The 25155-nt window shown below is 63.7% G+C and carries 23 protein-coding genes and 1 riboswitch; of the genes, 14 read left to right on the plus strand and 9 right to left on the minus strand.

All coding sequences use genetic code 11. The annotated features are described in order from the left end of the window. Positions 1 to 81 precede the first annotated feature (81 nt). The 5 genes from F0Q04_RS06245 to F0Q04_RS06265 all read left to right on the plus strand — a co-directional run bounded on the left by F0Q04_RS06245 (position 82) and on the right by F0Q04_RS06265 (position 5539). Positions 82 to 786 (plus strand): response regulator, encoded by a 705-nt coding sequence (locus F0Q04_RS06245; RefSeq protein WP_182344951.1) that lies wholly within the window; start codon positions 82 to 84, stop codon positions 784 to 786. A gap of 18 nt (positions 787 to 804) precedes the next feature. Further along, a riboswitch (S-adenosyl-L-homocysteine riboswitch) is annotated at positions 805 to 903 on the plus strand. A gap of 73 nt (positions 904 to 976) precedes the next feature. Continuing rightward, positions 977 to 2407, plus strand: a complete 1431-nt coding sequence (gene ahcY / locus F0Q04_RS06250; RefSeq protein ID WP_116927713.1) for an adenosylhomocysteinase — start codon at positions 977 to 979, stop codon at positions 2405 to 2407. A gap of 134 nt (positions 2408 to 2541) precedes the next feature. Further along, on the plus strand, positions 2542 to 3753 hold the full coding sequence (locus tag F0Q04_RS06255) for a TlyA family RNA methyltransferase (protein ID WP_182344952.1): 1212 nt from the start codon (positions 2542 to 2544) through the stop codon (positions 3751 to 3753). 24 nt (positions 3754 to 3777) lie between these two features. After that, positions 3778 to 4605: a methylenetetrahydrofolate reductase [NAD(P)H] gene (gene metF, locus F0Q04_RS06260; protein ID WP_021026904.1), complete on the plus strand. Its 828-nt coding sequence runs from the start codon at positions 3778 to 3780 to the stop codon at positions 4603 to 4605. 70 nt (positions 4606 to 4675) lie between these two features. Then, positions 4676 to 5539 (plus strand): septal ring lytic transglycosylase RlpA family protein, encoded by an 864-nt coding sequence (locus tag F0Q04_RS06265; RefSeq protein WP_232539523.1) that lies wholly within the window; start codon positions 4676 to 4678, stop codon positions 5537 to 5539. A gap of 105 nt (positions 5540 to 5644) precedes the next feature. On the opposite strand, the gene F0Q04_RS06270 is transcribed toward F0Q04_RS06265, so the two are convergent. After that, positions 5645 to 6532, minus strand: a complete 888-nt coding sequence (locus tag F0Q04_RS06270) for a 23S rRNA (adenine(2030)-N(6))-methyltransferase RlmJ (RefSeq protein WP_021026902.1) — start codon at positions 6530 to 6532, stop codon at positions 5645 to 5647. Positions 6533 to 6864: 332 nt separating this feature from the next. On the opposite strand from F0Q04_RS06270, the gene rplM reads away from it, so the two are divergent. The 4 genes from rplM to mdtD all read left to right on the plus strand — a co-directional run bounded on the left by rplM (position 6865) and on the right by mdtD (position 9758). Further along, positions 6865 to 7293: a 50S ribosomal protein L13 gene (rplM, locus tag F0Q04_RS06275; protein WP_021026901.1), complete on the plus strand. Its 429-nt coding sequence runs from the start codon at positions 6865 to 6867 to the stop codon at positions 7291 to 7293. Positions 7294 to 7304: 11 nt separating this feature from the next. After that, entirely contained in the window at positions 7305 to 7697 is a 393-nt protein-coding gene (gene rpsI / locus F0Q04_RS06280) for a 30S ribosomal protein S9 (RefSeq protein WP_021026900.1), read from the plus strand. Positions 7698 to 7869: 172 nt separating this feature from the next. Beyond that, positions 7870 to 8235, plus strand: a complete 366-nt coding sequence (gene erpA, locus F0Q04_RS06285; RefSeq protein ID WP_021026899.1) for an iron-sulfur cluster insertion protein ErpA — start codon at positions 7870 to 7872, stop codon at positions 8233 to 8235. A 98-nt stretch (positions 8236 to 8333) separates the two neighbouring features. Continuing rightward, positions 8334 to 9758 (plus strand): multidrug transporter subunit MdtD, encoded by a 1425-nt coding sequence (gene mdtD / locus F0Q04_RS06290; RefSeq protein WP_182344953.1) that lies wholly within the window; start codon positions 8334 to 8336, stop codon positions 9756 to 9758. Between the two features lie 18 nt (positions 9759 to 9776). Here the strand turns inward: mdtD and F0Q04_RS06295 are convergent, their stop codons facing one another. Together F0Q04_RS06295 and F0Q04_RS06300 are read right to left on the minus strand one after the other, a co-directional pair. Next, on the minus strand, positions 9777 to 10898 hold the full coding sequence (locus F0Q04_RS06295) for an anhydro-N-acetylmuramic acid kinase (protein ID WP_182344954.1): 1122 nt from the start codon (positions 10896 to 10898) through the stop codon (positions 9777 to 9779). 110 nt (positions 10899 to 11008) lie between these two features. Continuing rightward, entirely contained in the window at positions 11009 to 12373 is a 1365-nt protein-coding gene (locus F0Q04_RS06300) for a M23 family metallopeptidase (protein WP_182344955.1), read from the minus strand. A gap of 246 nt (positions 12374 to 12619) precedes the next feature. Between F0Q04_RS06300 and tyrS the strand changes: the two genes are divergently transcribed. Beyond that, positions 12620 to 13852, plus strand: coding sequence for a tyrosine--tRNA ligase (gene tyrS / locus F0Q04_RS06305; RefSeq protein ID WP_116927718.1), 1233 nt, complete (start codon positions 12620 to 12622; stop codon positions 13850 to 13852). A 261-nt stretch (positions 13853 to 14113) separates the two neighbouring features. Here tyrS and F0Q04_RS06310 read toward each other — a convergent pair whose 3' ends face one another. Beyond that, positions 14114 to 15097, minus strand: a complete 984-nt coding sequence (locus F0Q04_RS06310) for a Bug family tripartite tricarboxylate transporter substrate binding protein (RefSeq protein ID WP_182344956.1) — start codon at positions 15095 to 15097, stop codon at positions 14114 to 14116. A 156-nt stretch (positions 15098 to 15253) separates the two neighbouring features. Continuing rightward, complete coding sequence (locus tag F0Q04_RS06315; RefSeq protein WP_182344957.1) at positions 15254 to 16228, minus strand: LysR substrate-binding domain-containing protein; 975 nt, start codon at positions 16226 to 16228, stop codon at positions 15254 to 15256. A 272-nt stretch (positions 16229 to 16500) separates the two neighbouring features. Between F0Q04_RS06315 and F0Q04_RS06320 the strand changes: the two genes are divergently transcribed. Next, on the plus strand, positions 16501 to 16923 hold the full coding sequence (locus F0Q04_RS06320; protein WP_116927721.1) for a DUF2917 domain-containing protein: 423 nt from the start codon (positions 16501 to 16503) through the stop codon (positions 16921 to 16923). Between the two features lie 274 nt (positions 16924 to 17197). After that, positions 17198 to 18616, plus strand: a complete 1419-nt coding sequence (gene glmU / locus F0Q04_RS06325) for a bifunctional UDP-N-acetylglucosamine diphosphorylase/glucosamine-1-phosphate N-acetyltransferase GlmU (protein ID WP_182344958.1) — start codon at positions 17198 to 17200, stop codon at positions 18614 to 18616. Between the two features lie 87 nt (positions 18617 to 18703). Here glmU and F0Q04_RS06330 read toward each other — a convergent pair whose 3' ends face one another. Both F0Q04_RS06330 and F0Q04_RS06335 read right to left on the minus strand, forming a co-directional pair. Further along, positions 18704 to 19807: a GGDEF domain-containing protein gene (locus tag F0Q04_RS06330; RefSeq protein ID WP_182344959.1), complete on the minus strand. Its 1104-nt coding sequence runs from the start codon at positions 19805 to 19807 to the stop codon at positions 18704 to 18706. Between the two features lie 303 nt (positions 19808 to 20110). Continuing rightward, positions 20111 to 20632 (minus strand): Lrp/AsnC family transcriptional regulator, encoded by a 522-nt coding sequence (locus F0Q04_RS06335; RefSeq protein WP_182344960.1) that lies wholly within the window; start codon positions 20630 to 20632, stop codon positions 20111 to 20113. 124 nt (positions 20633 to 20756) lie between these two features. On the opposite strand from F0Q04_RS06335, the gene glmS reads away from it, so the two are divergent. Both glmS and F0Q04_RS06345 read left to right on the plus strand, forming a co-directional pair. Next, on the plus strand, positions 20757 to 22646 hold the full coding sequence (glmS, locus tag F0Q04_RS06340; RefSeq protein WP_182344961.1) for a glutamine--fructose-6-phosphate transaminase (isomerizing): 1890 nt from the start codon (positions 20757 to 20759) through the stop codon (positions 22644 to 22646). Between the two features lie 368 nt (positions 22647 to 23014). Next, complete coding sequence (locus F0Q04_RS06345) at positions 23015 to 23305, plus strand: putative quinol monooxygenase (protein ID WP_165841249.1); 291 nt, start codon at positions 23015 to 23017, stop codon at positions 23303 to 23305. A 53-nt stretch (positions 23306 to 23358) separates the two neighbouring features. Here F0Q04_RS06345 and F0Q04_RS06350 read toward each other — a convergent pair whose 3' ends face one another. Both F0Q04_RS06350 and F0Q04_RS06355 read right to left on the minus strand, forming a co-directional pair. Further along, complete coding sequence (locus tag F0Q04_RS06350; protein WP_182344962.1) at positions 23359 to 24825, minus strand: hypothetical protein; 1467 nt, start codon at positions 24823 to 24825, stop codon at positions 23359 to 23361. Between the two features lie 121 nt (positions 24826 to 24946). Further along, the gene (locus tag F0Q04_RS06355) at positions 24947 to 25147 is read right to left on the minus strand and encodes a nitroreductase family protein (protein ID WP_116927728.1); all 201 of its coding nucleotides are present in this window, start codon (positions 25145 to 25147) and stop codon (positions 24947 to 24949) included. Positions 25148 to 25155: the final 8 nt, after the last annotated feature.

The following is a 25155-nucleotide window of genomic DNA, read 5'->3' on the forward strand; positions in this document are numbered from 1 at the left end:
GGTGCTGAAGTGTAGCGAAGTGCCCGCTTGCTGCCGGCCAGCAGGCACAAACCACCCCGGTTTTTTGTCACAATCGGGCGCATGACGCTTGCTGCCCCCCGCATCCTCTTGGTGGACGATGATCCGCATATCCGCCGCTTTGTGCGTCTGGCCATGGAGGACGAAGGCTGGCAGGTCTTTGAGGCCGACAGCGCAAGGCGTGGCCTGATTGAGGCGGCCAGCCGCCAGCCCGATGCGCTGGTGCTGGACCTGGGCCTGCCCGATGCCGATGGCAAGACGCTGATCACCGAGCTGCGCGGCTGGAGCGGCCTGCCGGTGCTGGTGCTCTCGGCCCGCGACCAGGAGGACGAGAAAGTGGCGGCGCTCGATGCGGGCGCGGATGACTACCTGAGCAAGCCCTTTGGCGTGCCCGAGCTGCTGGCGCGCCTGCGCGTGATGCTGCGCCGCAGCCAGCGCAGTGGCGGCGAGCAGCCCGGCAGCACGGTGCACTTTGGCGATGTGGAGGTGGACCTGGCAACGCACGAGGTGCGCCAGGCGGGCGCTGCCGTACACCTGACGCCGATCGAGTTCCGGCTGCTGGCGGCGCTGATCGCCGGCCAGGGCCGGGTGCTGACGCACCGCCAGCTGTTGCTGCAGGTCTGGGGGCCGGAGTACCTGGACCGGCCGCACTACCTGCGCGTGCACATGGCCAACCTGCGCCAGAAGATCGAGGCCGAGCCGGCCCAGCCCCGGCACCTGCTTACCGAGCTGCAAGTGGGCTACCGTCTGGTGGGGTTACAGGGCTGATGCCCTTATAATCGCGTTCCATCCGAGGAGCGTTGCAGCGTTTCCCAGTCTGGCCAGGCGCCAGACCTCCATGGGGCGTGAGGCTCGGATTTCATCTCGCAACGACGCTCACCCACGCTTTCTGTGCGGTGAGATGGTTCTTCCCTTCTTCCGCGGAACGTGGTTTTTCATTCAATTTTTGGAGAAAACCATGAACGCTGCTGTTCGCTTCAATCCCGCTGACTCCGCGATTACCGATATTTCCCTGGCCGCTTGGGGCCGCAAGGAAATCAAGATCGCCGAAACCGAAATGCCTGGCCTGATGGCCGTGCGTGAAGAGTTCGCCGCTGCCCAGCCCTTGAAGGGCGCGCGCATCACCGGCTCGCTGCACATGACCATCCAGACCGCCGTGCTGATCGAGACGCTGACGGCGCTGGGCGCCCAAGTGCGCTGGGCCTCGTGCAACATCTTCTCGACCCAGGACCACGCAGCAGCGGCCATCGCCGAGACCGGCGTGCCCGTGTACGCGATCAAGGGCGAGTCGCTCAAGGACTACTGGGACTACACCCACGCGATCTTTGAATTCGGCGCCAAGGGCACCGAAGGCGAAGGCCCGAACATGATCCTGGACGACGGCGGCGATGCCACCATGCTGATGCACCTGGGCAAGAAGGCCGAGAAGGACATCTCCGTGCTGGCCAACCCCGGCAGCGAAGAAGAGAAGATCGTGTTTGCCGCGATCAAGGCCAAGCTGGCCGTCGATCCGACCTGGTACAGCCGCAAGTCGGCCCAGATCCTGGGCGTGACCGAAGAGACCACTACTGGCGTGCACCGCCTGAACGAAATGTCGGCCAACGGCTCGCTGCTGTTCCGCGCGATCAACGTCAACGACTCGGTGACCAAGTCCAAGTTCGACAACCTCTACGGCTGCCGCGAATCGCTGGTGGACGGCATCAAGCGCGCCACCGATGTGATGATCGCCGGCAAAGTGGCCGTGGTCGCTGGCTACGGTGACGTGGGCAAGGGCTGCGCCCAGGCGCTGACTGCGCTGCGCGCGCAAGTCTGGGTGACCGAGATCGACCCGATCAATGCCCTGCAAGCGGCGATGGAAGGCTACAAGGTCGTGACCATGGAGTACGCCGCTGACAAGTGCGATATCTTCGTGACTACCACTGGCAACAAGGACATCATCCGCCACGAGCACATGGTCGCGATGAAGGACGAGGCCATCGTCTGCAACATCGGCCACTTCGACAACGAAATCGATGTCGCATCGATCGAAAAGTACGAGTGGGAAGAGATCAAGCCGCAAGTCGACCACATCACCTTCCCCGATGGCAAGAAGATCATCCTGCTGGCCAAGGGCCGCCTGGTGAACCTGGGTTGCGCCACCGGCCACCCCAGCTTTGTGATGTCCAACTCCTTTGCCAACCAGACGCTGGCGCAGATCGAGCTGTTCACCCGCCCCGACGCCTACGAAGTGGGCAAGGTCTATGTGCTGCCCAAAGTGCTGGACGAGAAGGTCGCACGCCTGCACCTGAAGAAGGTCGGCGCCCAGCTGACCGAGCTGACCCAGGCGCAAGCGGACTACATCGGCGTGAAGAAGGAAGGCCCTTACAAGCCTGAAACCTACCGTTATTAAATTGAGCGGTAATCCCAGCGCCTGGTGACACCGTTGTGTGCCGCTAGGCGCTGCAGCCCTGTTGGGCATTTGTTGTGAAGACGGGCTGCTCCGCTTGGGCGGGCCAGCCGGTCGTTTTGATTGAAGGAACGCGCATGCGCGCAGATGTGTTTTTGGTGGAAACGGGCCTGGCGTCGACCCGCTCGCAGGCGCAGCGCCTGATTGCTGCGGGTGTGCAATGGCGCACCACCTCGCTGGCCCCCTGGATCAAGGTGGCCAAGAACGGGGACGAGATTCCAGCAGGCGCCCAGGTGGAGCTGCTCGATGACTCGGAAGCCAAGTACATCTCGCGCGGCGGCTTGAAGCTCGAAGGCGCGCTGGTGGCGACCGGCCTGGTGGTCCGGGACCTGCGCTGCCTGGACGTGGGCCAGAGCACCGGTGGCTTTACCGACTGCCTGCTGCAGGCCGGTGCCCAGCAGGTGATCGGTGTCGATGTCGGCACGGGCCAGCTGCACGAGCGCCTGCGCGCCGATGCGCGCGTGGTCTGTGTCGAGGGCTTCAATGCCCGCGCGCTGACGCCCGAGTCCTTGCAGGCGGCCTGCGATCTGGCTTTGACCGAGATCGTCTTGGAAGAAGAGGACAACGACACCCAGCCGGTGGCCCCTTATGCCTGGATGCGCAATGGCGGCCAGATCGATGAGGAATACGACGACAGCCAGGACGCCAAAGAGCAGGAGATCGAGGACTTCAAGGCAGAGCGCAATGCCAAGCAGCGCGCCAAGGCAGAAGGCACGGCTCCGGTCGAGCGCCGCCGCCGCGCCGGCACCGAGAACGTCGATATCCGCCCCGAGTTTGACTTTGTCACCGGCGATCTGTCCTTTATCTCGCTGACCCTCGTGCTGCCAGCGGTGGTGAGCGTGCTCAAGCCCGGCGGCCAGCTGCTGATGCTGGTCAAGCCCCAGTTCGAGCTGCAGCCCGGCCAGATAGGCAAGGGCGGCATTGTGCGCGACAAGGCCTTGTACGCCGAGGTGGAACAGCGCATCCGCGCCTGCCTCGCCGAGCTGGGCCTGGAGGTCAAGCAATGGCTGGATTCGGTCATCGATGGCGGTGACGGCAACCATGAGTTCTTTGTGCATGCCCAGCAAGGCGCCGTGGTGAAGCTGCCTGCGCCTGCGGCAGCCGATGCCAGCGATGAGGCCCCTGCCGCGCCTGCCGCGCCAGCGAAGAAGGCCGCAGCCAAGCGCCCATCGCGGGCCGATATGCGTGCCAAGCGCGATCTGCAGGAGCTGTATGTGGACCCAGAAGCGGCCAGCTTTGGCCAGCCCGGCCCGGCACGCAGCAAGCAGAAAAAACGCAACGAGCGCTGAGTATTGACGACCTGGAAGACGGCCATGACCTTTCCCATCAGTTTTGAATTTTTCCCGCCCAAGACGCCCGAAGGCGCTGACAAGCTGCGCGTGGTGCGCCAGGCGCTGTATGCGCGCAAGCCCCAGTTCTGCTCGGTGACCTATGGGGCCGGCGGCTCCACGCAAGAGGGCACCTTTGGCGTGGTCAAGGCCATCCTTGATGAGGGCGTGGATGCGGCATCGCACTTCTCCTGCGTGGGCGCGACCAAGCAGACCGTGCGTGCGCAGCTGCAGCAGCTCAAGGACATGGGCGTCAAGCGCCTGGTGGCCTTGCGCGGCGACTTGCCCAGTGGCTATGGCCTGGGTGGCGAGTTTCACTACGCCAGCGATCTGGTGACGTTTATCCGCGACGAATTCGGCCAGGATTTCCACATCGAAGTGGCCGCCTACCCGGAGATGCACCCGCAGGCGCGCAACCCTGAAGCGGACCTGCAGGCCTTTCTGGCCAAGGTGAAAGCCGGTGCCGATTCGGCCATCACGCAGTACTTCTTCAACGCCGATGCCTTTTGCAGATTTCAAGAAGATTTACAAAAACGCGGGGTAGACCTGCCGGTCATCCCGGGTATTATGCCGATCACCGGATCGACGCAGCTGATGCGCTTTTCGGATGCCTGCGGTGCCGAGATCCCGCGCTGGATTCGTCTGCGACTGCAAGGCTATGGAGATGATGTTGCCAGCATCCGCGCCTTTGGCCTGGATGTGGTGACCCAGATGTGCGAGGACCTGCGCCGCCGTGGTGCCGTCGGCCTGCACTTCTACACCATGAACCAAAGCGCAGCCACACTGGCGATCTGCGACCGGCTGGGGCTGTAGCCAACAGCGCTGTGGTCTTGCAGCGCGGTGGCCCCGAATGTGCCGAACGCGGAAAGACCAGGAGTTGCTGTTGCCCTCATCCACACGATCGCGATGCCGAGGCTGGCTGGCCGCTGTCAGCCTGGCCGCGCTCGCCGGTGGCTGCGTGCATGTGCCCAGCGACAGCGACGGCGCTGCGCCCGATGGCACGGCGCCCGATGGCGTGACGCAGAGCACAGCGCAGGGCCCTGTGCATCCCGAAGCCGCATTCACAGCCCCCGAGCGCTCGGCCGCCGAGTCGGCCATCACCTCCACCGCGCCTGAAGAGCTGGCCGCGCTGTCCGGTGAGCGCCGTGGCCTGGGCCTGGTGCTGCCGCCGTCGGCGCCGCTCAGCAGCATCGATGGGCTCTCGCGCCCTTGGGATGTGCCCGATATTCCTCCCGCCCTCAAGCAAGACCCTTACCGCTCGGCCGACCAGCAAGGCATGGCCTCCTGGTATGGCGGCCAGTTCCATGGCCGCAAGACGGCCAATGGCGAGCGCTTTGACAAGGAAGGCCTGACGGCAGCCCACAAGACCCTGCCTTTTGGCACCCAGGTCTGCGTGCGCAGCATGGTCACCGGCAAGGCCGTGGTGGTGCGCATCAATGACCGGGGCCCTTATGCCGGCGACCGCATCATCGACCTGAGCCAGGGCGCGGCCCAGGAGCTGGGCATGCTGGGCCTGGGCATCAAGCCGGTGGAGCTGTGGACCCTGGACGACGATGACGACGACTGCCCCTCATTTGTGCTGGCCGGGCGGCGCGGCAGCGGGGCACTGGCCGGTGATGCCGCGCCCCGCAGTCACCAGGCGGCCAAGGCCGCGGCACACCCTGGCCGCGTGCGGGCCGTGGTACCCGCCACCAAGGCCCGGGCCAAGCCTGCCAAGGCCGCACCCGCAGCACGGCGCAAAAAGTAAAACCGCAGCACACAAAAGCAAAAACGCAGGCCCATCTTTGTCGATGGCCTGCGTTTTTCTGTCCGGGGTTGACCCGGGCGGCGGTGTCTTTCCCGCCTGCGCTGCTTACTTGCCGCCGCTCTCCAGCACATAGCCGGCATTGCTGTCCTGCTGCAGCAGCTCGGCCATCTGGGGCAGGGCCACCTTGAGCTGGTCCTTCAGGGTGAACGGCGGGTTGATCAGGAACATGCCGCTGGCGGGCAGACCGGGGCGCTTTTCTTCGCCCTGGCGCATGGCGGTGGTGATCTTGCTGTTCTTGACCGTCAGCTCGGCATTGAGCCAGCTCTTGCCAAACTTGTTGGCCAGGGTCTTGAGGCGGCGCGGCAGGTCATGGGCTTCCTGGCGCGGAATGATCGGGTACCAGACCGCATAGGTGCCGGTGGGAAAGCGCTGCATGCTGTCGGCTACCATGTCGAGCACACGGCCGTAGTCGGTCTTCATCTCGTAGCTGGGGTCGCACAACAAAAAGGCGCGGCGCGATGGCGGGGGCAGAAATTTCTTCACGCCCTCAAAGCCGTCTTCCAGCAGCACCTGGACCTGGCGGCCGGCCTTCAGCTGCGCGATATTGCCACTCAGCGAGCGGCAGTCGGTGGGGTGCAGCTCGAACAGCTTGAGCTTGTCGCGGTCGCCCAGCAGGCGCTGCGCGATAAAGGGCGAGCCCGGGTAGACCTTGTAGGTGTTGCTGGTGTTGAAGGCTTTGACCATGTCCACATAGTCCTGCAGCATGGGGCACAGGTCCTTGGCACCTTCGAGGCGGCGAATGCCCTCGTCGGCCTCGGCGCTGGTGGTGGCGTAGTCGCCGTCCAGGCGGTACAGACCCGCCCCGGCATGGGTGTCCAGTGCAACCAATGCCGCCTCTTTTTGCGTCATGTATTGCAGGGAGGCAATCAGGATGGTGTGCTTGAGCACATCGGCGTGATTGCCGGCATGGAAGGCGTGGCGGTAACTGAACATAGGGCGCCAATGGTAGCGACAAGCGCTGTGCTACGGCGCCAAAGGGGCATGCAGCAGCTGCTACAAGCCCCAAAAACACCGAAAAAATGCCTGAACCGAGTCCATTGGCGGGAAGTAAGGAGGCACTTTACGTCTTGCCGAAAAACTTTTATAATGGAGAGCTTCGCAGCGATTTTTATGAATCCCGCGGCGAGGACTTTGTGTGCAGTGCTTACGCGCCGCATGTGAGGGAGTACCGCCTAAGAGGCTTCCTGCGTGACGAGAGTTGCGTCTAGAAGAAGCACCGACCGCGGAAAAGGATTCGCCAAACCCTCTATTGAAAGAGAAAACTCATGTCTACATTCAGCGCAAAACCCGCTGAGGTGCAACACGAGTGGTTTGTGATTGACGCCACCGATAAGGTGCTCGGACGTGTCGCCAGCGAAGTGGCACTCCGTCTGCGCGGCAAACACAAAGCCATTTACACACCTCACGTTGACACCGGTGACTACATCGTCATCATCAACGCCTCCAAGATCAAGGTCACTGGTACCAAGAACACGGACAAGGTGTACTACCGTCATTCGGGCTTCCCAGGCGGCATCACTGCCACCAACTTCCGCGACATGCAAGTGAAGTTCCCTGGCCGTGCTCTCGAAAAGGCTGTCAAGGGCATGCTGCCCAAGGGTCCTCTGGGCTACGCCATGATCAAGAAGCTGAAGGTCTACGGTGGTGATGAGCATCCTCACACCGCCCAACAGCCTAAAGTGCTGGAAATCTAAGGAGTCCCGAGATGATTGGTGATTGGAACAATGGCACCGGCCGTCGCAAATCCAGCGTCGCCCGTGTGTTTCTGAAGAAGGGCTCCGGCAAGATTGTTGTGAATGGCAAGGACATTCAACAATACTTCGGCCGCGAAACCTCGATCATGATTGCAAAGCAGCCTCTGGTGCTGACCGGCAATGTCGAAACCTTCGACATCCAGGTCAACGTGCACGGCGGCGGTGAATCCGGCCAAGCCGGTGCCACCCGCCACGGCATCACCCGCGCTCTGATCGATTACGATGCAGCACTGAAGTCGCAACTGAGCCAAGCTGGCTTCGTGACCCGTGACGCACGTGAAGTCGAGCGTAAGAAGGTCGGTCTGCACTCTGCACGCCGCGCAAAGCAGTTCTCCAAGCGTTAATTGCTGGCTACTTGCCAAGAACCGCCCCTCGGGGCGGTTTTTTTATGGCTGCTCGCTACGGCTTGGCTATTCCCACACTGCAATTGGCGTCACCCCGCTCGCAGGCTGCGAGAAACATGCGATTGGAGTACCATCCTTTGCAGTACATCAAATAAGACAGGAGTCGTCTCCCATGAGCGAAGTTGCTGAAAACACCATGACGGAAATGCCCACCCCGATTGTCTTTACCGACAGTGCAGCGGCGAAGGTGGCCGATCTGATTGCCGAAGAAGGCAATCCGGATCTGAAGCTGCGCGTGTTCGTGCAAGGCGGCGGCTGCTCGGGCTTCCAGTATGGCTTTACCTTTGACGAGATTGCCAACGACGACGACACGACCATGACCAAGAATGGCGTGTCGCTGCTGATCGATGCGATGAGCTACCAGTACCTGCTGGGCGCCGAGATCGATTACAAGGAAGACCTGCAGGGCGCGCAGTTCGTGATCAAGAATCCGAACGCCACGACCACCTGCGGTTGCGGATCGAGCTTCTCGGTATAAGCCGCGCAGTCTGTGATGGAAGGCATTGCTCCTGTGCTTGCCTTCTGGCCCACCACCTTGCCACAAGCCGCTGTTGACCAGCGGCTTTTGTTTTGTCCATGTCCGCTGAACTGACCCCCCGCCCCGTTGCGCCCCACAAGGAGCGCCTGCTCTGGCTGGTGGCGATTGCCTTTTTTCTGCAGTCGCTCGACGCCACGATCCTGAACATTGCGCTGCCGGCCATGGCCCATTCGCTGGGCCAAAGCCCGCTGAAGATGCAGTCGGTGATCGTCGCCTACTCGCTGACCACGGCGATGCTGATTCCTGCATCGGGCTGGATCGCCGACCGCTTTGGCACGCGCCGCGTCTTCATGTGGGCGATTGCGCTGTTTGTACTGGGCTCGGTGCTGTGCGCGCTCTCGCCCAGCCTGGGCTTTTTGATTGCCGCGCGCGTGGTGCAAGGCGTGGGTGGGGCGATGATGCTGCCCGTGGGGCGCCTGGCGGTGCTGCGCAGCCACCCCAAGGGCGATTTCATCCGCGCGATGAGCTTTATCGCGATTCCTGGCCAGATCGGCCCCTTGCTGGGCCCGACCCTGGGCGGCTGGCTGGTGGAGGTCGCGACCTGGAACTGGATCTTCTGGATCAATGTGCCCGTGGGCCTCTTTGGCGTCTGGGCCGCGCGCCGCTGGATGCCCGAGACCACCTGGTCGGTGCCGCGCAAGTTCGATGGCCTGGGCTATGCGCTGCTGTCGCTTGGCATGGTGGCCATTTCAGTGGCCCTCGATGGCATGTCCGGCATGGGCCTGGGCATGGCGATGGTGGTGGTGCTGATGGTGTTTGGCCTGGCCAGCCTGGCGAGCTACTGGATGCATGCGCTGCGCGTGCCCGAGCCGCTGTTTCCGCCGATGCTGTTCCGCGTGCGCTCGCTGCGCGTGGGCCTGCTGGGCAATCTGTTTGCCCGCTTTGGCACGGGGGCTGCGCCATTTCTGATTCCGCTGCTGCTGCAGGTGGGCCTGGGCATGGCACCGATGAACGCCGGCATGATGATGCTGGCCACCGTCATGGGCAGCATGCTGGTCAAGCGCTTTGCGGTGCAGACGGTGCAGCACTTTGGCTACCGCCGCGTGCTGCAGGTCAACTCGGTGATGGTCGCCATCATGCTGGCGAGCTTTGCATTGACCAGCGCCCAGCAGCCGCCCTGGTTGCTGCTGCTGCAGCTGTTTGTATTTGGCGGCTTCAACTCCATGCAGTTCTCGGCGATGAACTCGGTCACCTTGAAAGACCTGGACGGCGAATTTGCCAGCAGTGGCAACAGCCTCTTGTCGATGGTGCAGATGCTGGCCATGGGCATTGGTGTGGCGCTGGCTGGCGCGCTGCTGTCGGGCTATGCCGATCGCTGGATCACCGACCCGGACAAGTCGCTGCGCGCCATCCACGCCACCTTTTTGACCGTGGCTTTGATGACCTTGGCCGCTACCTTGGTGTTCAGCCAGCTCGACAAGGATGAGCCGGTCAAGCCGGCGCCCGATGGCGGGGATGCTTGAGCGTCAATCCTTAGCCGCTCAACGCGGGTAGATTGCGCCCAGCACCCGGGGCCCGCGTGCACCGGTCACCGCCGGCAGATTGCCCGGCAGGCGCTGCCAGCACTGGCGGGCCAGCCAGGCAAAGGCGCTGGCCTCGACCTGCTGCGGGGGCAGGCCATGTGCGGCCGAACTGTCCACCGCGATGCCGGGCAGCAGATCGGCCAGGCGTTGCAGCAGGTGCTGGTTGAGCGCGCCGCCGCCGCAGACGATCAAGGTCTGGCCCTCGGCTGCGCCATGGCGCTGCATGTCCTGCGCAATGGCCAGCGCGGTGAAGGCGGTCAGGCTGGCCTGCACATCGGCAGGGGCAGCACCGGGCGCATGGCGCTCGAGCAACGGGGCCAGCCAGGCGGGGTTGAACAGGTCGCGCCCGGTGCTCTTGGGCGGTGGCAGCTGGAAAAAAGGCTCTTCCATGAAGGCTGCTAGCAAATCTGGAATCACCTGGCCACTGGCCGCCCAGTGGCCGCCATCGTCATAGGGATTGCCGGTGTTCAGCTGGCACCAGTGGTCCATCAGCGCATTGCCCGGGCCGCAGTCCCAGCCGCGGATGTCATCGCCGTCGAGGCGGCTGATGTTGGAGATGCCGCCGATATTGAGCACCCAGCGCAGACCGCCTGCCGCGTCGCCATTGCCAAACACGCTGTGGTGAAAGGCGGGCACCAGCGGCGCGCCCTGGCCGCCAGCGGCCACATCGCGGCTGCGGAAATCGGCCACCACGGCAATGCCGCTCAGCTCGGCCAGCAGCGCAGGGTTGTTGAGCTGCAAGGTATAGCCAGTACCATCCCAGAGGCCGGGCTGGTGGCGCACAGTCTGGCCGTGGGCGCCAATGGCCGTGATGTCGCTCGGCTGCAAGCCACTGCGCGCCAGCAGCCGATCGACCACCTGCGCATAGCTGCGTGCCAGCGCGTTGCCCGCGAGTGCTGCGCGGTGCAGCTCCTGCTCGCCAGCGCTGTTGAGCGCCAGCAGCTCGGCCCGCAGCTCGGGGGCAAAGCCGGTGCTGGCGTACTGCAGCACCTCCATGCGGCCGTCCTGCCACTGGGCAATCACCCCATCCACCCCGTCCAGCGAGGTGCCGGACATCAGGCCCATAAAGCGTTCAGTCATTGTCTTCAAGGTTGCAAAAGCAAAGGCCCCAACAATACCAAGATTGTGGGGGCCTGGGGGCGGTGGCAGCAGTTGTTACGTGCTGCTTACCGGCGGACGGGCGTAGCAGCTTACTGGTTGGCGCTGGTCTCGAGCATCAGCATCTGGTCGTTCAGCGCCAGGCGCATGCTGTTGGCCAGGTTGTCAAACTTGGCGCGGGCCTGGCGGCTGATCGGTTTGCTGGTTTCGCTCTCGGCGACCATGGCCAGCGGGTCACGCTGCTCCCCAGCGACGCGGAACTCAAAATGCAGGTGCGGTCCGGTGGCCCAGCCGGTCTGGCCGACGGCACCGATCTCGTCGCCCTTGCCCACGCGCGCGCCTTGCTTGACGGCGATGCGGCTCAAATGGGCGTAGACGGTTTCGTGCTTGTTGCCGTGGTCGATGTAGATCACATTGCCGTAGCCGTTTTGCACGCCGGCAAAGGTGACCAGGCCATCGCCCACGGTGCGCACGGGCGTGCCTTGCGGGGCAGCCAGGTCGGTGCCCTTGTGGGCCGACCAGGTCTTGTGGATGGGGTGCACGCGCATCGCAAAGGCGCTGGAGACGCGGGTGTATTTGACCGGCGAGCCGATGTAGCTGCGCTCGCCGCTTTCGCCGGCGAAGTTGTAGTAGGCGCCCTTGTCCTTGGGCGAGTCCTGGAACCACAGCGCCTCATGGGTCTTGCCGTTGTTGCGGAACTCGGCGCTCAGCAGGCGGCCGGTGCCCAGCACCTCGCCATCGGCTTCCAGCGTTTCGTAGACCAGCGAGAAGCGGTCACCGGCGCGCAGCGCACGGCGGAAATCGATCTTGTCGGCAAACACCTCGACCATCTGGTTCGAGACGTTGTCGGGCAGGCTGGCTGCATCGGTGGCCGCATACAGCGAGCTGCGGATGATGCCGCCCGACAGGCGCGTGCCATGGGTCAGCGGCAGGAATTCGGTCAGGGTGTCGAACTTGCCATCGGCCTTGCGGATGCTAAAGCGCTGGAACACATCGCTGCTGTCACCGGCCCAGCGCACCGTGAGGGTGGTCAGCTCATGGCTTTGGGTGGTCTCGGCGGTGATCTGGCGGCCGGCCTTGCCAATGATGGCGCTGCGCGCCTTGGCATTGCTGCGGATGAAGGCCGCTGCAGCCGGGTCCGCCACGCCCAGGCGGCGCAGTAGGGATTCGGGCGTGTCGTTGCTGCGCACCTCGTCGGTGCGGTACAAAGAAAAACCTGGTCCGTCGACCAGGTCTGCGATCGAAATGTCCGAAGCCAGCGACTCGACGGGGTATTCCACGGTCTGCACAGGCATGTCGGACGGATTGGGGCCCAGCTCAGCCACGGCAAAAGCGGCGCCGCCACCGGTCATCAACATGACGGCGAGGGCAGCAGCGAGACGCTTGGGGTGTGTTTGGGCGGTATTGACCAGCTGGCGAATGACGAGGCTGCCAGCGGTGATGAATCCGTTGTTCAATGTTCCATCCCGGTTATGGATGGCCGTCTTGCCGGCTGCGTAGTCGGAGCCAAAACAAACCGCGTCTGCAGGCGCGGTAAGGTGTTTTTTAACAAGATGGCACAAAAAAATTCATGAACAGCGTTCGCGGGTCTGGATGAAGTCCCCTTGGGACATCGTCTGACAGACGCGGCTAGAATAAAACGCTGCAACGCAAGGGACGCAGTATAACGCCCTCGGCTTTGCTGGCAACCTGAGAAACCCCATATGAATCAATCGACTGTTACAACTTACCCTGTTACCGACCGTGTGCAAGAGGCTTTGCAGGTAAGTCTGCGTGGGGTGGATGAGCTGCTGCCACAGGAGGAATGGGTCAAAAAACTGGCCAAATCCGAGGCGACGGGTGTGCCCCTGCGCATCAAGCTGGGCCTGGATCCCACGGCCCCGGACATCCACATTGGCCACACCGTGGTGCTCAACAAGATGCGCCAGTTGCAGGACCTGGGCCATACCGTGATCTTCCTGATCGGCGATTTCACCACCCTGATTGGCGACCCCTCGGGCCGCAACAGCACCCGGCCGCCGCTGACGGCTGCGCAGATCCAGGTGAACGCTGAGACCTACCGCGAGCAGGCCTACAAGGTGCTCGACCCGAGCAAGACCGAGCTGCGCTACAACAGCGAGTGGTGCGACAAGCTGGGCGCGCGCGGCATGATCGAGCTGTCGGCCAAGTACACCGTCGCGCGCATGATGGAGCGCAACGACTTCCACACCCGTTTCAACGAAGGCAGCTCCATCAGCCTGCACGAGTTCCTCTACCCGCTGCTGCAGGGCTATGACTCGGTGGCGCTCAAGAGCGACCTGGAGCTGGGCGGCACCGACCAGAAGTTCAACCTGATGATGGGCCGCCACCTGCAGGCCGAATATGGCCAGGAATCGCAGTGCGTGCTCACCATGCCGCTCTTGGTGGGCCTGGACGGCGTGCACAAGATGTCCAAGTCCAAGAACAACTACATCGGCATCACCGAAGACGCCAACACCATGTTTGCCAAGGTGCTGTCGATCTCGGACGACCTGATGTGGGACTGGTTCACGTTGCTGTCCTTCATGGGCCTGCCCGAAATCGCCGCGCTCAAGTTGGAGATCGAAGGCGGCCGCAACCCCAAGGACGCCAAGGTGCTGCTGGCCAAGGAAATCACTGCGCGCTTCCACAGCGCGGCTGCAGCCGATGCGGCCGAGCAGGATTTCATCAACCGCAGCAAGGGCGGAATTCCGGACGACATCCCCGAAGTGGCGCTCAGCGGCGCGCCGCTGGGCATTGGCGCGCTGCTCAAGCAGGCCAACCTGGCACCATCGACCAGCGAAGCCAACCGCCTGATCGACGGCGGCGGTGTGCGTGTGGATGGCGTGGTGATCGAAGACAAGGGCCTGAAGCTGCCTGCCGGCACCTTTGTCGTGCAAGTGGGCAAGCGCAAGTTTGCCCGCGTGACCTTGGCCTAAAGCTACCGCCGTTCCCGCCTAAAGCTGGCTTTACCGGGCTGGTCTGGCCAAGCTGGCTGATCGATCAAAGAGCCGCTCCCCTTCGTTGGGGAGCGGCTCTTTTTTCTGAACGCCTCTTTTTGACAGCTGCTGCCACGCGCCAGCCCGCAAGGAAGACCTGGACCCTGGGAGGCTGACGACCAGCACCAGCCGCTGAGCAGCCGGGTGTACGGGTGCGCGGGCCGCGCGCTGGATCGCTTTGAACCAGGCGGGCCTGCAGCCTTACTGCAGCTCAATCTTGGCCTGGGTCGCAATGCGCTTCCACAGCGCAATCTCATCGGCCTGGAACTGGCGCATCTGCGCCGGGCCGCCGCTCATCGCCGTGGCGCCCAGGTTGGCATAGAACTGCTGGGTTTCGGGCTCGGTCGCAATCTGCATGAACCAGCCCGCCAGCTTGGCGCTGGTGTCCGCCGGCGTCTTGCTGTTGACCATCGCGCCCACCCAGGTGTAGGCCTCGATGCCCGGCAGGCCCGCTTCGCGGGCGGTGGGCACGTTGGGCAGGGCGGCCACGCGGCTGTCGGAGGCGACGGCCAGGCCCGTCAGCCGCCCGGCCTTGATCAGCTCCTGCACCGAGGTGGCCTCGGCAAAGGCGTAGTCCACCGTGTGGCCGGCCACGGCGGTGGCCACTTCGCCCGCGCCCTTGAAGGGCACATGCACGGTCTGCACCTTGGCCACATCGTTGAACAGCTCACCCATCAGCTGGTAGCCGGCCGAGCCCGCGCCAAAGTTGATCTTGCCCGGGCTGGCCTGGGCCTTGGCCACCAAATCCTTGAGCTGCCTGGTATCGGCATCCCCCGGCGCCACGACAATGGCCGGCGCGCGCATCATCATCGTCAGCGGCGCAAAGTCCTTTTGCGGGTCATAGGGCAGCTCCTTGAACAGCGCCGTGTTCACCGCCAAGGTGGAGTTGCTGCCAATAAAGACGGTGTAGCCATCGGCCGGAGCAGACAAGGCCTGCTTGACCGCAATAAAGCCATTGCCGCCGGGCCGGTTCTCCACCACCACCGGCTGGCCGCTGAGCTGCTGCAGCTTTTTGGCGTAGTAGCGCGCCGACGTATCGGTGCCGCTGCCCGGCCCAAAGGGCACGATGAATTTGATGGGCTTGCTGGGAAAGTCCTGGGCCTGCAGCGCCGGGCTGGCGGCGCCCGCGAGCAGCGCCGCACACAGCGCCAGCGCCTGCCGGCGGCCAAAGCGAGGGTTGAACATGGCTGTCTCCTTGTGTCGTTATCGATGGCGGCCTGCGGGTGTGGAGCGCGCAGGCCGCCGCTTTGACTGTAGGGAGGGGGCTCAGGCTTGTCTAATAGTGAATTGGCCGGGGCTGAGAGGACAGGCGTATCAGCGTGCGTGTGATTCAAGCGGCAATCAGCTGCCGGTGGTATCCCCGATGGCGGTGCGGGTAGCGGCGGCCTGCAGCTGCAGCCAGGCGCAAAAGGCCGTCACTTCGGGGCGCTGCTGGCTGCGCGGGCCGATCAGCAGCCAGTAGGCCAGCGGCGAATCCATGCGGTACTCGGGCAGCACTTCGACCAGATCGCCATTGGCCAGCGCATCGGCCACCAGCGGCATGCGTGCCAGCGCCAGGCCCTGGCCGGTCAGGGCGGCCTGCGCGATCTGGTGCGCGTAGTTGAGGTAGAGCCAGCGTTTGGGCTGCAGATTGCCGCAGCCGTGCAGCTCCAGCCAGCGCTCCCAGGTCAGCCAGTCCAGGTGCTGCAGGCGGTGGGCGTCACCTGCCTCGATCAAGGTGTGGCGGGCCACATCGGCGGGCTGGTGGATGCGCGGGTGGCTTTGCAGCAACCAGGGGCTGGCAACGACGGCCAGTTGCTCGCCAAACAAACGCTGGGCGCCGTTGCTGGCATGCTGGGGCAGGCTGTAGCGCAGCGCCAGGTCCACATCCGATGTTTCGAGGTCAAGCACGTTGTCGGTGGCATCGATGCGGATGTCGATCTCAGGGTTGTCGCGCTGGAAGGCCTCCATGCGCGGGATCAGCCACATCGAGGCAAAGCTGGCCCAGGTGGTGATGGCCACACTCTTGCGGCCGCTGGTCTGGCGAATCAGGCGCACGGCAGAGTCGATGCGCTCGATGGCCGGCGACACGGCGCGCTGCAGCTGGGCGCCGGCGCTGGTTAGCTCCACCGCGCGGGTATGGCGCAAAAACAGCGCAATGCCGACCTCGTCTTCCAGCGCCTGGATCTGGCGGCTGACGGCCGACTGGGTCAACGCCAACTCCTCGGCGGCGGCGCGAAAGTTCAGGTAGCGAGCTACCGCCAGAAAAGCACGCAGATGGCCCACGGCGATGGGCCGGGTGCGGAGCAGGGAAGGCGGCAGAGGCAGGTCTGGCATGGTGGAGGCACTGTAGCAAGAAGTACACACTGCGCCAGGGTGTATCCCCGAGGCAGGCCAACCATCATGCTCCTGCTTCGATAGCTGCCGCTGGCTTGGTGTGGCCTTGGAGCTGCGGAAAGCCAAAAACCTAGGGTAAACCATTAATGCTGTGGCTGCATCGATCGGCCCTCTTTTATTCATTGGACGCAGGCGCCGCCAAGGCGCAAGATACGCATATCGGGTAAACCCTAGGATCGCAACGACACCAGGGCCCTGCAAAGGAAATCACCATGGCAATGTCTGCATCTCATGTTCTGTCTGCTGGCTCCATCGCTGCGCGCCCTGCGCGTGCCAGCCGCGCTGCCTCGGCCGCTGCCGAGATGCGCATTCTGCCCACCGGCAAGGCCGTCAGCTTTGTGCCCCAGCGCGACGTCGTGCTGCGCATCTCCGAAGGCACCGCCTGGGTCACCCTGGGTCTGGGGCTGAGCAATGAAGCCAGCCTGCAAGCCGGTGACCTGGTGCTGCACGCCGGTCACACGGTCGTGCTCAAGGCCGGCCAATCGGTCGTTATCGAGAGCAAGCGCCAGGACGCGCTGGTCTACCACTTCCCCAAGAACCAGGGCGGCCAGCCCAACCTGGATGAGCAGCCCGCACGCTGGTTCACGCGCTTCCAATGGGGTAAGACCGACGGCAGCATGCTCTACAACATATAGAGTGACTGACACAGCCCTTGATACGTCGTTGTCCAGCCTTGTCGTACGTTTGTACTGCCTGCGGCTGAACGCCTCGTCTCAACCGCAAACCTTCGGTTTGCTGGGCTGTCTAAGTCCCTCATTCGAACACTTGCCCACAACAGTCTGCCTTGCGCAGGCTTTTTTTTGCCCAAAGACAGTGGCTGCTGCGGAAGCTGAAAGCCTGTAGAGCGCGCGATAATCACAGGGTTTTGTCTATTAGAGGCGGTGCCCGGCGCCGCCTCGCTGATTCACCATGACCGCTCCACTCGACATCATCATCATGGCCGCTGGCAAGGGCACGCGCATGAAAAGCCGCCACCCCAAGGTGTTGCAGAAGCTGGCCGGGCGCGCGCTGCTGCAGCATGTGCTCGATACCGCTGCCCAGCTGCAGGCCCGCTCGGCGGTGGTGATCACCGGCCATGGTGCTGACCAGGTGGAGGCGGCCATCGGCCAGAGCAGCGCCGGCATCAGCCAGCTGGCCTTTGCGCGCCAGGAGCCGCAGCTGGGCACGGGCCACGCGGTGCAGCAGGCGGTGCCGTTGCTGGCCGATGAGGGCATGGCGATTGTGCTGTCCGGCGATGTGCCGCTGACGCAGGCGGACACCTTGCAAGGCCTGCTCAATGCCGCGGGCAGCGACCGCATGGCCCTGCTCACCGTCAACATGCCCGACCCCACAGGCTATGGCCGCATTGTGCGCAATGCCGAGGGCACGGTGCAGCGCATCGTCGAGCAAAAGGATGCGAATGCGGACGAGCGTGCGATCACAGAGGTTTACAGCGGCATCATGGCCGTGCCGCTGCGCTGGCTCAAGCCCTGGCTGGCCCAGCTGAACAACCACAACGCCCAGGGCGAGTACTACCTGACCGACGTTGTGGCGATGGCCGTTGCCGACGGCGTGGCGGTGGAAGGCCATTGCATTGCCGATGTGCTGCAGGTGGCCGGCATCAACAGCCCCCAGCAGCTGGCCGAGCTGGAGCGTGCCCACCAGATGCGCCAGGCCCAGGCGCTGATGGCCCAGGGTGTGCGCATGGCCGACCCGGCCCGTTTTGACCTGCGCGACGATGCGCGCGGCGGCAAGGCGCAGCTCATCTGCGGCCAGGATGTCGAGATCGATGTGGGCTGCATCTTTGGCGGCCAGGTGCGCATTGGTGACGGCGCGCGCATTGGCGCCTACTGCCATATCAGCAATGCCGAGATCGCGGCCGATGCGGTGATCCACCCGTTTACGCATATCGACGGCGAGGCTACGGGCGCCCAGGTGGGCGAGGGCGCGCTGGTCGGGCCCTTTGCCCGCCTGCGCCCGGGTGCCCAACTGGGCAAGCAGGTGCACATCGGCAATTTTGTCGAGGTCAAGAACTCGCGCCTGGCCGATGGTGCCAAGGCCAACCACCTGGCCTACCTGGGTGATGCCGAGGTGGGCGAGCGGGTCAACTACGGCGCGGGCAGCATCACCGCCAACTATGACGGCGCCAACAAGCACCGCACCGTGATCGAGGCCGATGTGCATGTGGGCAGCAACTGTGTGCTGGTGGCCCCGGTCACCATTGGCGCCGGTGGCACCGTGGGCGGCGGCTCCACGATCACCAAGAGCACACCGCCGGGCGCCTTGAGCGTGGCGCGCGGCAAGCAGGTCAGCATTGCCAATTGGGAGCGGCCGCAGAAGAAGTCTTGAGCCCCAGTGCGCCTGAGCATGTCCGCACAGGCGTCTGGCGTGGACCCGGGTTCCACTATGCCCGGCGCTATGGGATGAGGGCTGCGGTCAAGCGCCTGCGGCTGCTCCAGGGCCAGGCATGCTGGCCAGCTCAGCCAGGTGCGCGGCCGAGATCGGTTCCAGCTCGGCATAGCTGCCGTACATGCGCGGGGCGCCCCGGGCCTGTTCCAATGCCGCTTCGGCCTGCACGATCCAGTCGTCCACCGACTGGTGGTATTTGGCCAGGCTGGCAATGCCGATGCTGACGCTGATCTGCACATCGGGCCAGTCGCGCAGACGGCGGTTGAGCGCCTGGCTGTGGATGCGGTCGGCAATCTGGTTGGCGATGTCCAGGTTCACACCCGACAGCAGCACGGCAAACGAGTCGCCGCCAAAGCGGCAGGTGGCATCGCCCGGGCGCACGCAGGTGCGCAAGGTGTTGGCCACGGCAATGATGACCTCATCGCCAGCGGTCTCGCCATGGCGGCTGTTGAGCTCGCGGAAGTTATCTACATCCACGACGATCAGGAACGCCGGAATGTCTTTTTGCTTGGCATAGGCGAACAAGCGGGTCGCCAGATCCTGCCAGTACATGCGGCCAAAAAAGCCGGTCATCGCATCGACGCGGCGCATCACCATCAGCATCTGTTCTTTGTGGGCCAGGCTGCGCAGCAGGTGGCCGGTGGCAATGCCTTGCATGGCCAAATACAGGGCGACGGCCAGCAGGCTGCCGACAATGGTGTAGGTGCTGGTGTGGTGCTGGACCTCGAACGAGGTGAGCAGACCGGTGACGGCCAGGCCTGCAATGGCGCCGACCACGGCCAGCATGGCATGGCGAACGCTTTGCATGGCGTAGGTGCAGTGCACCAGCACCATCAGCATGATGGCACTGGTCAGCAGGTGGAAATGCACCAGCGCCACCCAGACGCCAATGACCAGGCCGTCGACAAAGCTGAGGATGACATCGTTGACGTCCGACCCACCGGTGCGCCGGGTGCGCCAGCGGGCCAGCAGGGGCCAGGCCAGCAGCGGCAGCGCCACGGCCAGCCCGACGGGCCAGGAGGCATTGCGCTGCCACAGTGCGCCTGCGGCAGCGAGCGCACAGGACGCCAGGAAAACAATGCGGCCCCAGTCACTGCGCTGCTGGGTGCTGTCCATTTTGATATGCACCATGTATTGCCTCTCTTACCCAGTGAGTCACAGTCTGCGCAGGATGGCCTCGCAATGTTACTGTTTGATACTCACGGTGCAAGTATGAGGCCGGACTATCGCCAAGACAAGCCAGTCCGGGCTTATTACATTTGTTGAATGTTTTCGTCCACAACGACCGCCTGAGAGTGGTCATGCACATCGCGGCCATGCATCGTGGCTGCAGCGGGCCGGGTGGCAAGGCTGTGGCGCAATGCCCGTTTTTACCAAGCGGGTAATCGCAGGGCTCCAGAGGGCGCCGGAGCCGCAAACTACGCGGTAATGGTGTTAGCCGTGGTGCGACAGGTGCGGCCCCTTGGGCAAGGGGATGCGGGTGATGAACTTGCTGCGCTTGGTGGCGAAGTAGGTTTTTACATTGCGCACATTGCTCTGCGAGGTGAAGAGCTTTTGCGTCAGCGCCAGGTAGCCGGGCATGTCATGGGCGTAGACCACCAGCACAAAGTCCGGCCCCGGGCTGACCCGCCAGCATTGCTGCACCTGGTCGTTCTGCACCACGGCGGCCTCAAAGGCATCGAGCTCTTCGGCGCCCTGGCGATCCAGGCTGACCTCCACCAGCGCGAACAGGCCAAAGCCCTGCACCTTGGCCAGCACATCGTGTGAGAGCAGGGCCACCTCGGCGGCGATCAGGCCCATCTCGCGCAGGCGCTTGATGCGCCGCAGGCAGGTGGGGGGCGAGACATGCACTTTGTCGGCCAGCGCGTGGTTGCTCACCGAGGCATCCTTCTGCAAGGCATCGAGCAGCTGCAGGTCGATGATATCCAGTGTGAAATCATTCAAATTCTCATTCATTTTGAAATTTTATTTCAATAGATATTTAATAAGAAATATTATTTCAAAATCTCGCAAAAATGGAAAGAAAATAAAATGCTTACCTGTCTACACTGCAGCCATTGTTGATCAAGGAGTGAACACTATGTGCGGCATTGTTGGTGCAGTCTCTACGCGCAATATCGTCCCGGTGCTGGTGCAAGGTCTGCAGCGGCTGGAGTACCGCGGTTATGACTCCTGCGGCGTGGCCGTGCATGAGGCGAGCCTTGATGGCCGCCAGCCGGCAGGCCTGCGCCGCGCCCGCAGCACGGCCCGCGTGGCTGAACTGATGGAGCAGGTGGCCAGCGAGCAGGTGCAGGGCGCCACCGGCATCGCCCATACGCGCTGGGCCACGCATGGTGCGCCCGCCGTGCACAACGCCCACCCGCATTTCAGCGCAGGCCCGGGCGTGGCCGATGTGCAGGCCGTCGGCCGCGTGGCCCTGGTGCACAACGGCATCATCGAGAACCACGAAGCGCTGCGCGCCGAGCTGCAGGCCAAGGGCTACCAGTTCCTGAGCCAGACCGATACCGAAGTGATTGCACACCTGGTGGACAGCCACTACGACGGTGACCTGTTCACGGCCTTGCAGCAGGCCATCAAGTCCCTGCGCGGCGCCTATGCGATTGCTGTCATGCACAAGGACGAGCCCCACCGCGTGGTCGGCGCCCGGGCTGGCTCGCCGCTGATCCTGGGCGTGGGCAACAACGAGAACTTCCTGGCCAGCGATGCAATGGCGCTGGCCGGCGTGACCGACCAGATCGTCTACCTGGCCGAAGGCGATATGGTCGACCTGCAGATTGGCCGCTACTGGGTGGTGGACCACAACGGCAAGACACTGGAGGCGGCCGACCGCCCCGTCAAGACCGTGCATGCGCACAGCGGCGCGGTGGAGCTGGGCCCCTACCGCCACTACATGCAAAAAGAGATCTTCGAGCAGCCGCGCGCGATTGCCGATACGCTCGAAGGCGTGCAAAGGGTGGTGCCCGAGCTGTTTGATGGCGTGGAGGGCGATGCCGCCTGGCGCGTGTTCAAGGAGATCGACGAGGTGCTGATCCTGGCCTGCGGCACCAGCTACTACAGCGGCTGCACCGCCAAGTACTGGATCGAAGGCCTGGCGGGCATCCGCTGCAATGTGGAAGTGGCCAGCGAATACCGCTACCGCAAGAGCGTGCCCAACCCCCGGGCGCTGGTCGTCACCATCAGCCAATCGGGCGAGACGGCCGATACGCTGGCAGCACTGCGCCATGCCCAGGGCCTGGGCATGACCAACACTCTGACCATCTGCAATGTGGCCACCAGCGCCATGGTGCGCGAGTGCAAGCTGAGCTACATCACCCGTGCGGGCATGGAGATCGGCGTGGCCTCAACCAAAGCCTTTACCACCCAGCTGGCGGGCCTGTTCCTGCTGACGCTGGCCCTGGGACAAAGCAAGGGCTACATCACCGAAGCGCAGTCCGACGCCTACCTGGAAAAAATGCGCCACCTGCCGCTGGCCTTGCAAGCCGTGCTGGCGCTCGAACCCCAGGTGGTGAGCTGGGCCGAGGACTTTGCGCGCAAGGAAAACGCGCTCTTCCTGGGCCGTGGCATCCACTACCCGATCGCGCTGGAAGGCGCGCTCAAGCTCAAGGAAATCAGCTACATCCACGCCGAGGCCTACCCGGCCGGCGAGCTCAAGCACGGCCCGCTGGCGCTGGTGGACAGCGAGATGCCCGTCGTCACTGTCGCCCCCAACGACGAGCTGCTGGAAAAGCTGAAAAGCAATATGCAGGAAGTGCGCGCGCGCGGCGGCGTGCTCTATGTGCTGGCCGATGCCCACACCAATATCGAGAATGCCGAAGGCATGCACGTGATCCGCATGCCAGAGCACTACGGCGTGCTCAGCCCCATCCTGCATGTGGTGCCGCTGCAGCTGCTGTCCTACCACACGGCCGTGGCACGCGGCACCGATGTGGACAAGCCGCGCAATCTGGCCAAGTCGGTCACGGTGGAGTAAGAACCTGTTCAAAGTCTCCTCGCGTCGCGACAGTGTCTTTGCGAGATGGGATGCTAGGGGGGCGCCCAGCCGCGCAATACCGCAGCAATAGCCCAGCTATTGCGAGGATTTGCAACGACGCAGACCGCCCCTGCCCGGGTGGCCCTCGCCGGGCGCCCCTTCCCGGGCAGCGCAAAGCCACTGTCCCTGCGGGTTGGAGTGAAATCGGGCGATTTCTGCGCGCTGGCCCTTGCTTGCACCCCGGTGCAAGCGGCGGATCAGCCCTTTGAACTCATCCCGATTGCACTCCAACGCGGCTGCGTAGAGCCATTGAACAGGTTCTAAGACATGCCTGCATGGTTTGCTCAGCGCACCCAAGGAGGCCTGGTTTGACGGAACCGCTGAACCTGATCGTCACGCTGCAGCCGCGCGCGGGCTGTTTGCCGGATGTCGTCTCGACGCTCACGACGCTGGCGCAGGCCAGCCGGCAAGAAGCTGGCTGCCTGCGCTACGACGTGGCGGTGGGCAAGGAGCTGGTCTATCTCTTTGAGGCATGGACCGACCGCCAGGCTTTGGCTGCGCATGAGAAGGAGGCGCACTTTGTGCTGGGCGTCGCTGCGCTGAACCGCTTGTGTGAATCCCAAAGGGTGGAATTTGTCGAGTGGCAGGGGCCAGGCTAGCCGGCCTCGGTACCCATCTCCCTGGCTACTGAAACGGCTGCACCGGGCCGGTGCTAGCTGTGCCAGGTACTGAGCCAGGCAAAACAGGTCATCACCGCGAATGCCGTCAGCGCAAACGGCAGCAGGAACAGGTAGACCGACCGCTCCTCTGAAGCCCCATGACTGAGCCTGGCCGCAATCGACATGCGCACCGGTGAGAAAAAGCCCAGCGCGAGCCCGGACACATGCACCACCGCGCCCGTGGCCAGCAGGCTGATGCCGGCCTGCGACGCGAGCGTGGACAGCGGTGGCAGCAGCAGGCTGTTGCCAGCGTTTCCGGTGTTGGCAATGATGCCCAGCGCGCCAGCCAGTGCAGGGGTGAGCATCACCGCATCCCGCCCCCACGCGGCAAAGAGGCCATTGGCCAGGCCTTGGGCGATGCCCGATTTATTGAGCATTTCCGCCATCATCGCAAAGAGAAGTACTGTCCACACAGCCTGCTTGCCGGTGGACCAGGAGGCTGCGACCTCGGCCTTGAGCGTATGCGTGCGCTTGCGCAAAGCCGCCGTCAACAGCGCGGCCACCAGGAACCACAGGCCGGAATGCATCAGCGGCAGCAAGGTGGGCAGGTCGGGAAAGGGCCGGAACCATAGCAGCGTCGACAGGCATTCCCTGAGGCTGGGTAGGAGCCTGGTCGCGGCCAGCCATCCAATGATCAAGCCATAGGGCAGGCAGGCGATGGCACGTTGGCGAACTTGCTGCCCATCGGGGCGCTCATCCACCAGGTAGCGAAGAATGATGAGCGGGCTGAAGGCGGCAAGCAGTGCGGTCTCCGGACCCAGCAAGTAGGTGCAGGCAACGAGGCTCACCAGGCTTGCCGCCACCCAGAGCAACTCCCACGCGCACTCGCGGAGCGACATGTGCTCTTTGCCTTGGTGCAAAGTGACCCAGAACAGGGTGAGCCACAGCAGCATCAAGGTCGCGACAGGAACGGCTGAATACAGGGCCAGGTCCGTGGGCGACACCCGCAGGTAGGCTGCACCCAGCAGCGTGCCGCTGCTCATTGCACCCCAGGGAATGAAGGTCTGGCTGAGCAAGGCAAACACCATCAGGTGGCGAGGCGCCAGGGCCAGGTGGCGCAGCATCATCACCGTGCCCACCATTCCGACGCCAAACCCAGTCGCAGACTCGGCAAAAGGGCCGACCAAAAAGCAGGCAAAGAAAAGCCTTCTGCGGCGCGCATGGGGGTCGAGACCCGCAGAGGGAGCGTCAGCGCCGCCGAGCGCATGTTTGCTGGACGCAACGCGCCAAAAAAGCAGGCCGCCCAGAATATAGGGCGCGATGGTCCCGCCAATCCAGGCCCCCCGCATGAGCGACTCACCGAGCTTGTCGATGGAAAACGGAATGGGTCCGCTGAAAAACGCAATGGGCACCGTCAGCGCCAGACCCAGCAGCGCTGCCCGGGTCGCGTTCCACTTCAGAAAGGCAATGGCCAGCGCCACCACCAAGGTAGGCGTCGCCCAAAGCAGGTAGCTATGCATCACCGCGCTGTTGCTGTGGGGCGGCTGGCTGCAAACGCAGCGCTTTTAGGGTCATGCCTGGCATAGAAAAGATGTCGTTATTTATTACAACGATTCTCCGACCTTCCAGGGGTTTGCCCAGTCACCTTGGCTGCTCACGTCTGTTGAGAAGCCGGTCAGAGCGCACGGCGATAAAGCGCCAGTTCTGCATGTTATAGGGCGACGGGGCACGCGTTGCCTGTGCGATCAAGGCCTGGATGCGGGCCTCACCGAGCGGCGGGCCATCGACATAACGGTGGACGGAGACGCGGCTTTCAATGGCTTGTTGTACGGGATTGGTCATGGTCAGGT

The organism is Comamonas koreensis (assembly GCF_014076495.1).
GTDB classification, from domain to species: domain Bacteria; phylum Pseudomonadota; class Gammaproteobacteria; order Burkholderiales; family Burkholderiaceae_C; genus Comamonas; species Comamonas squillarum.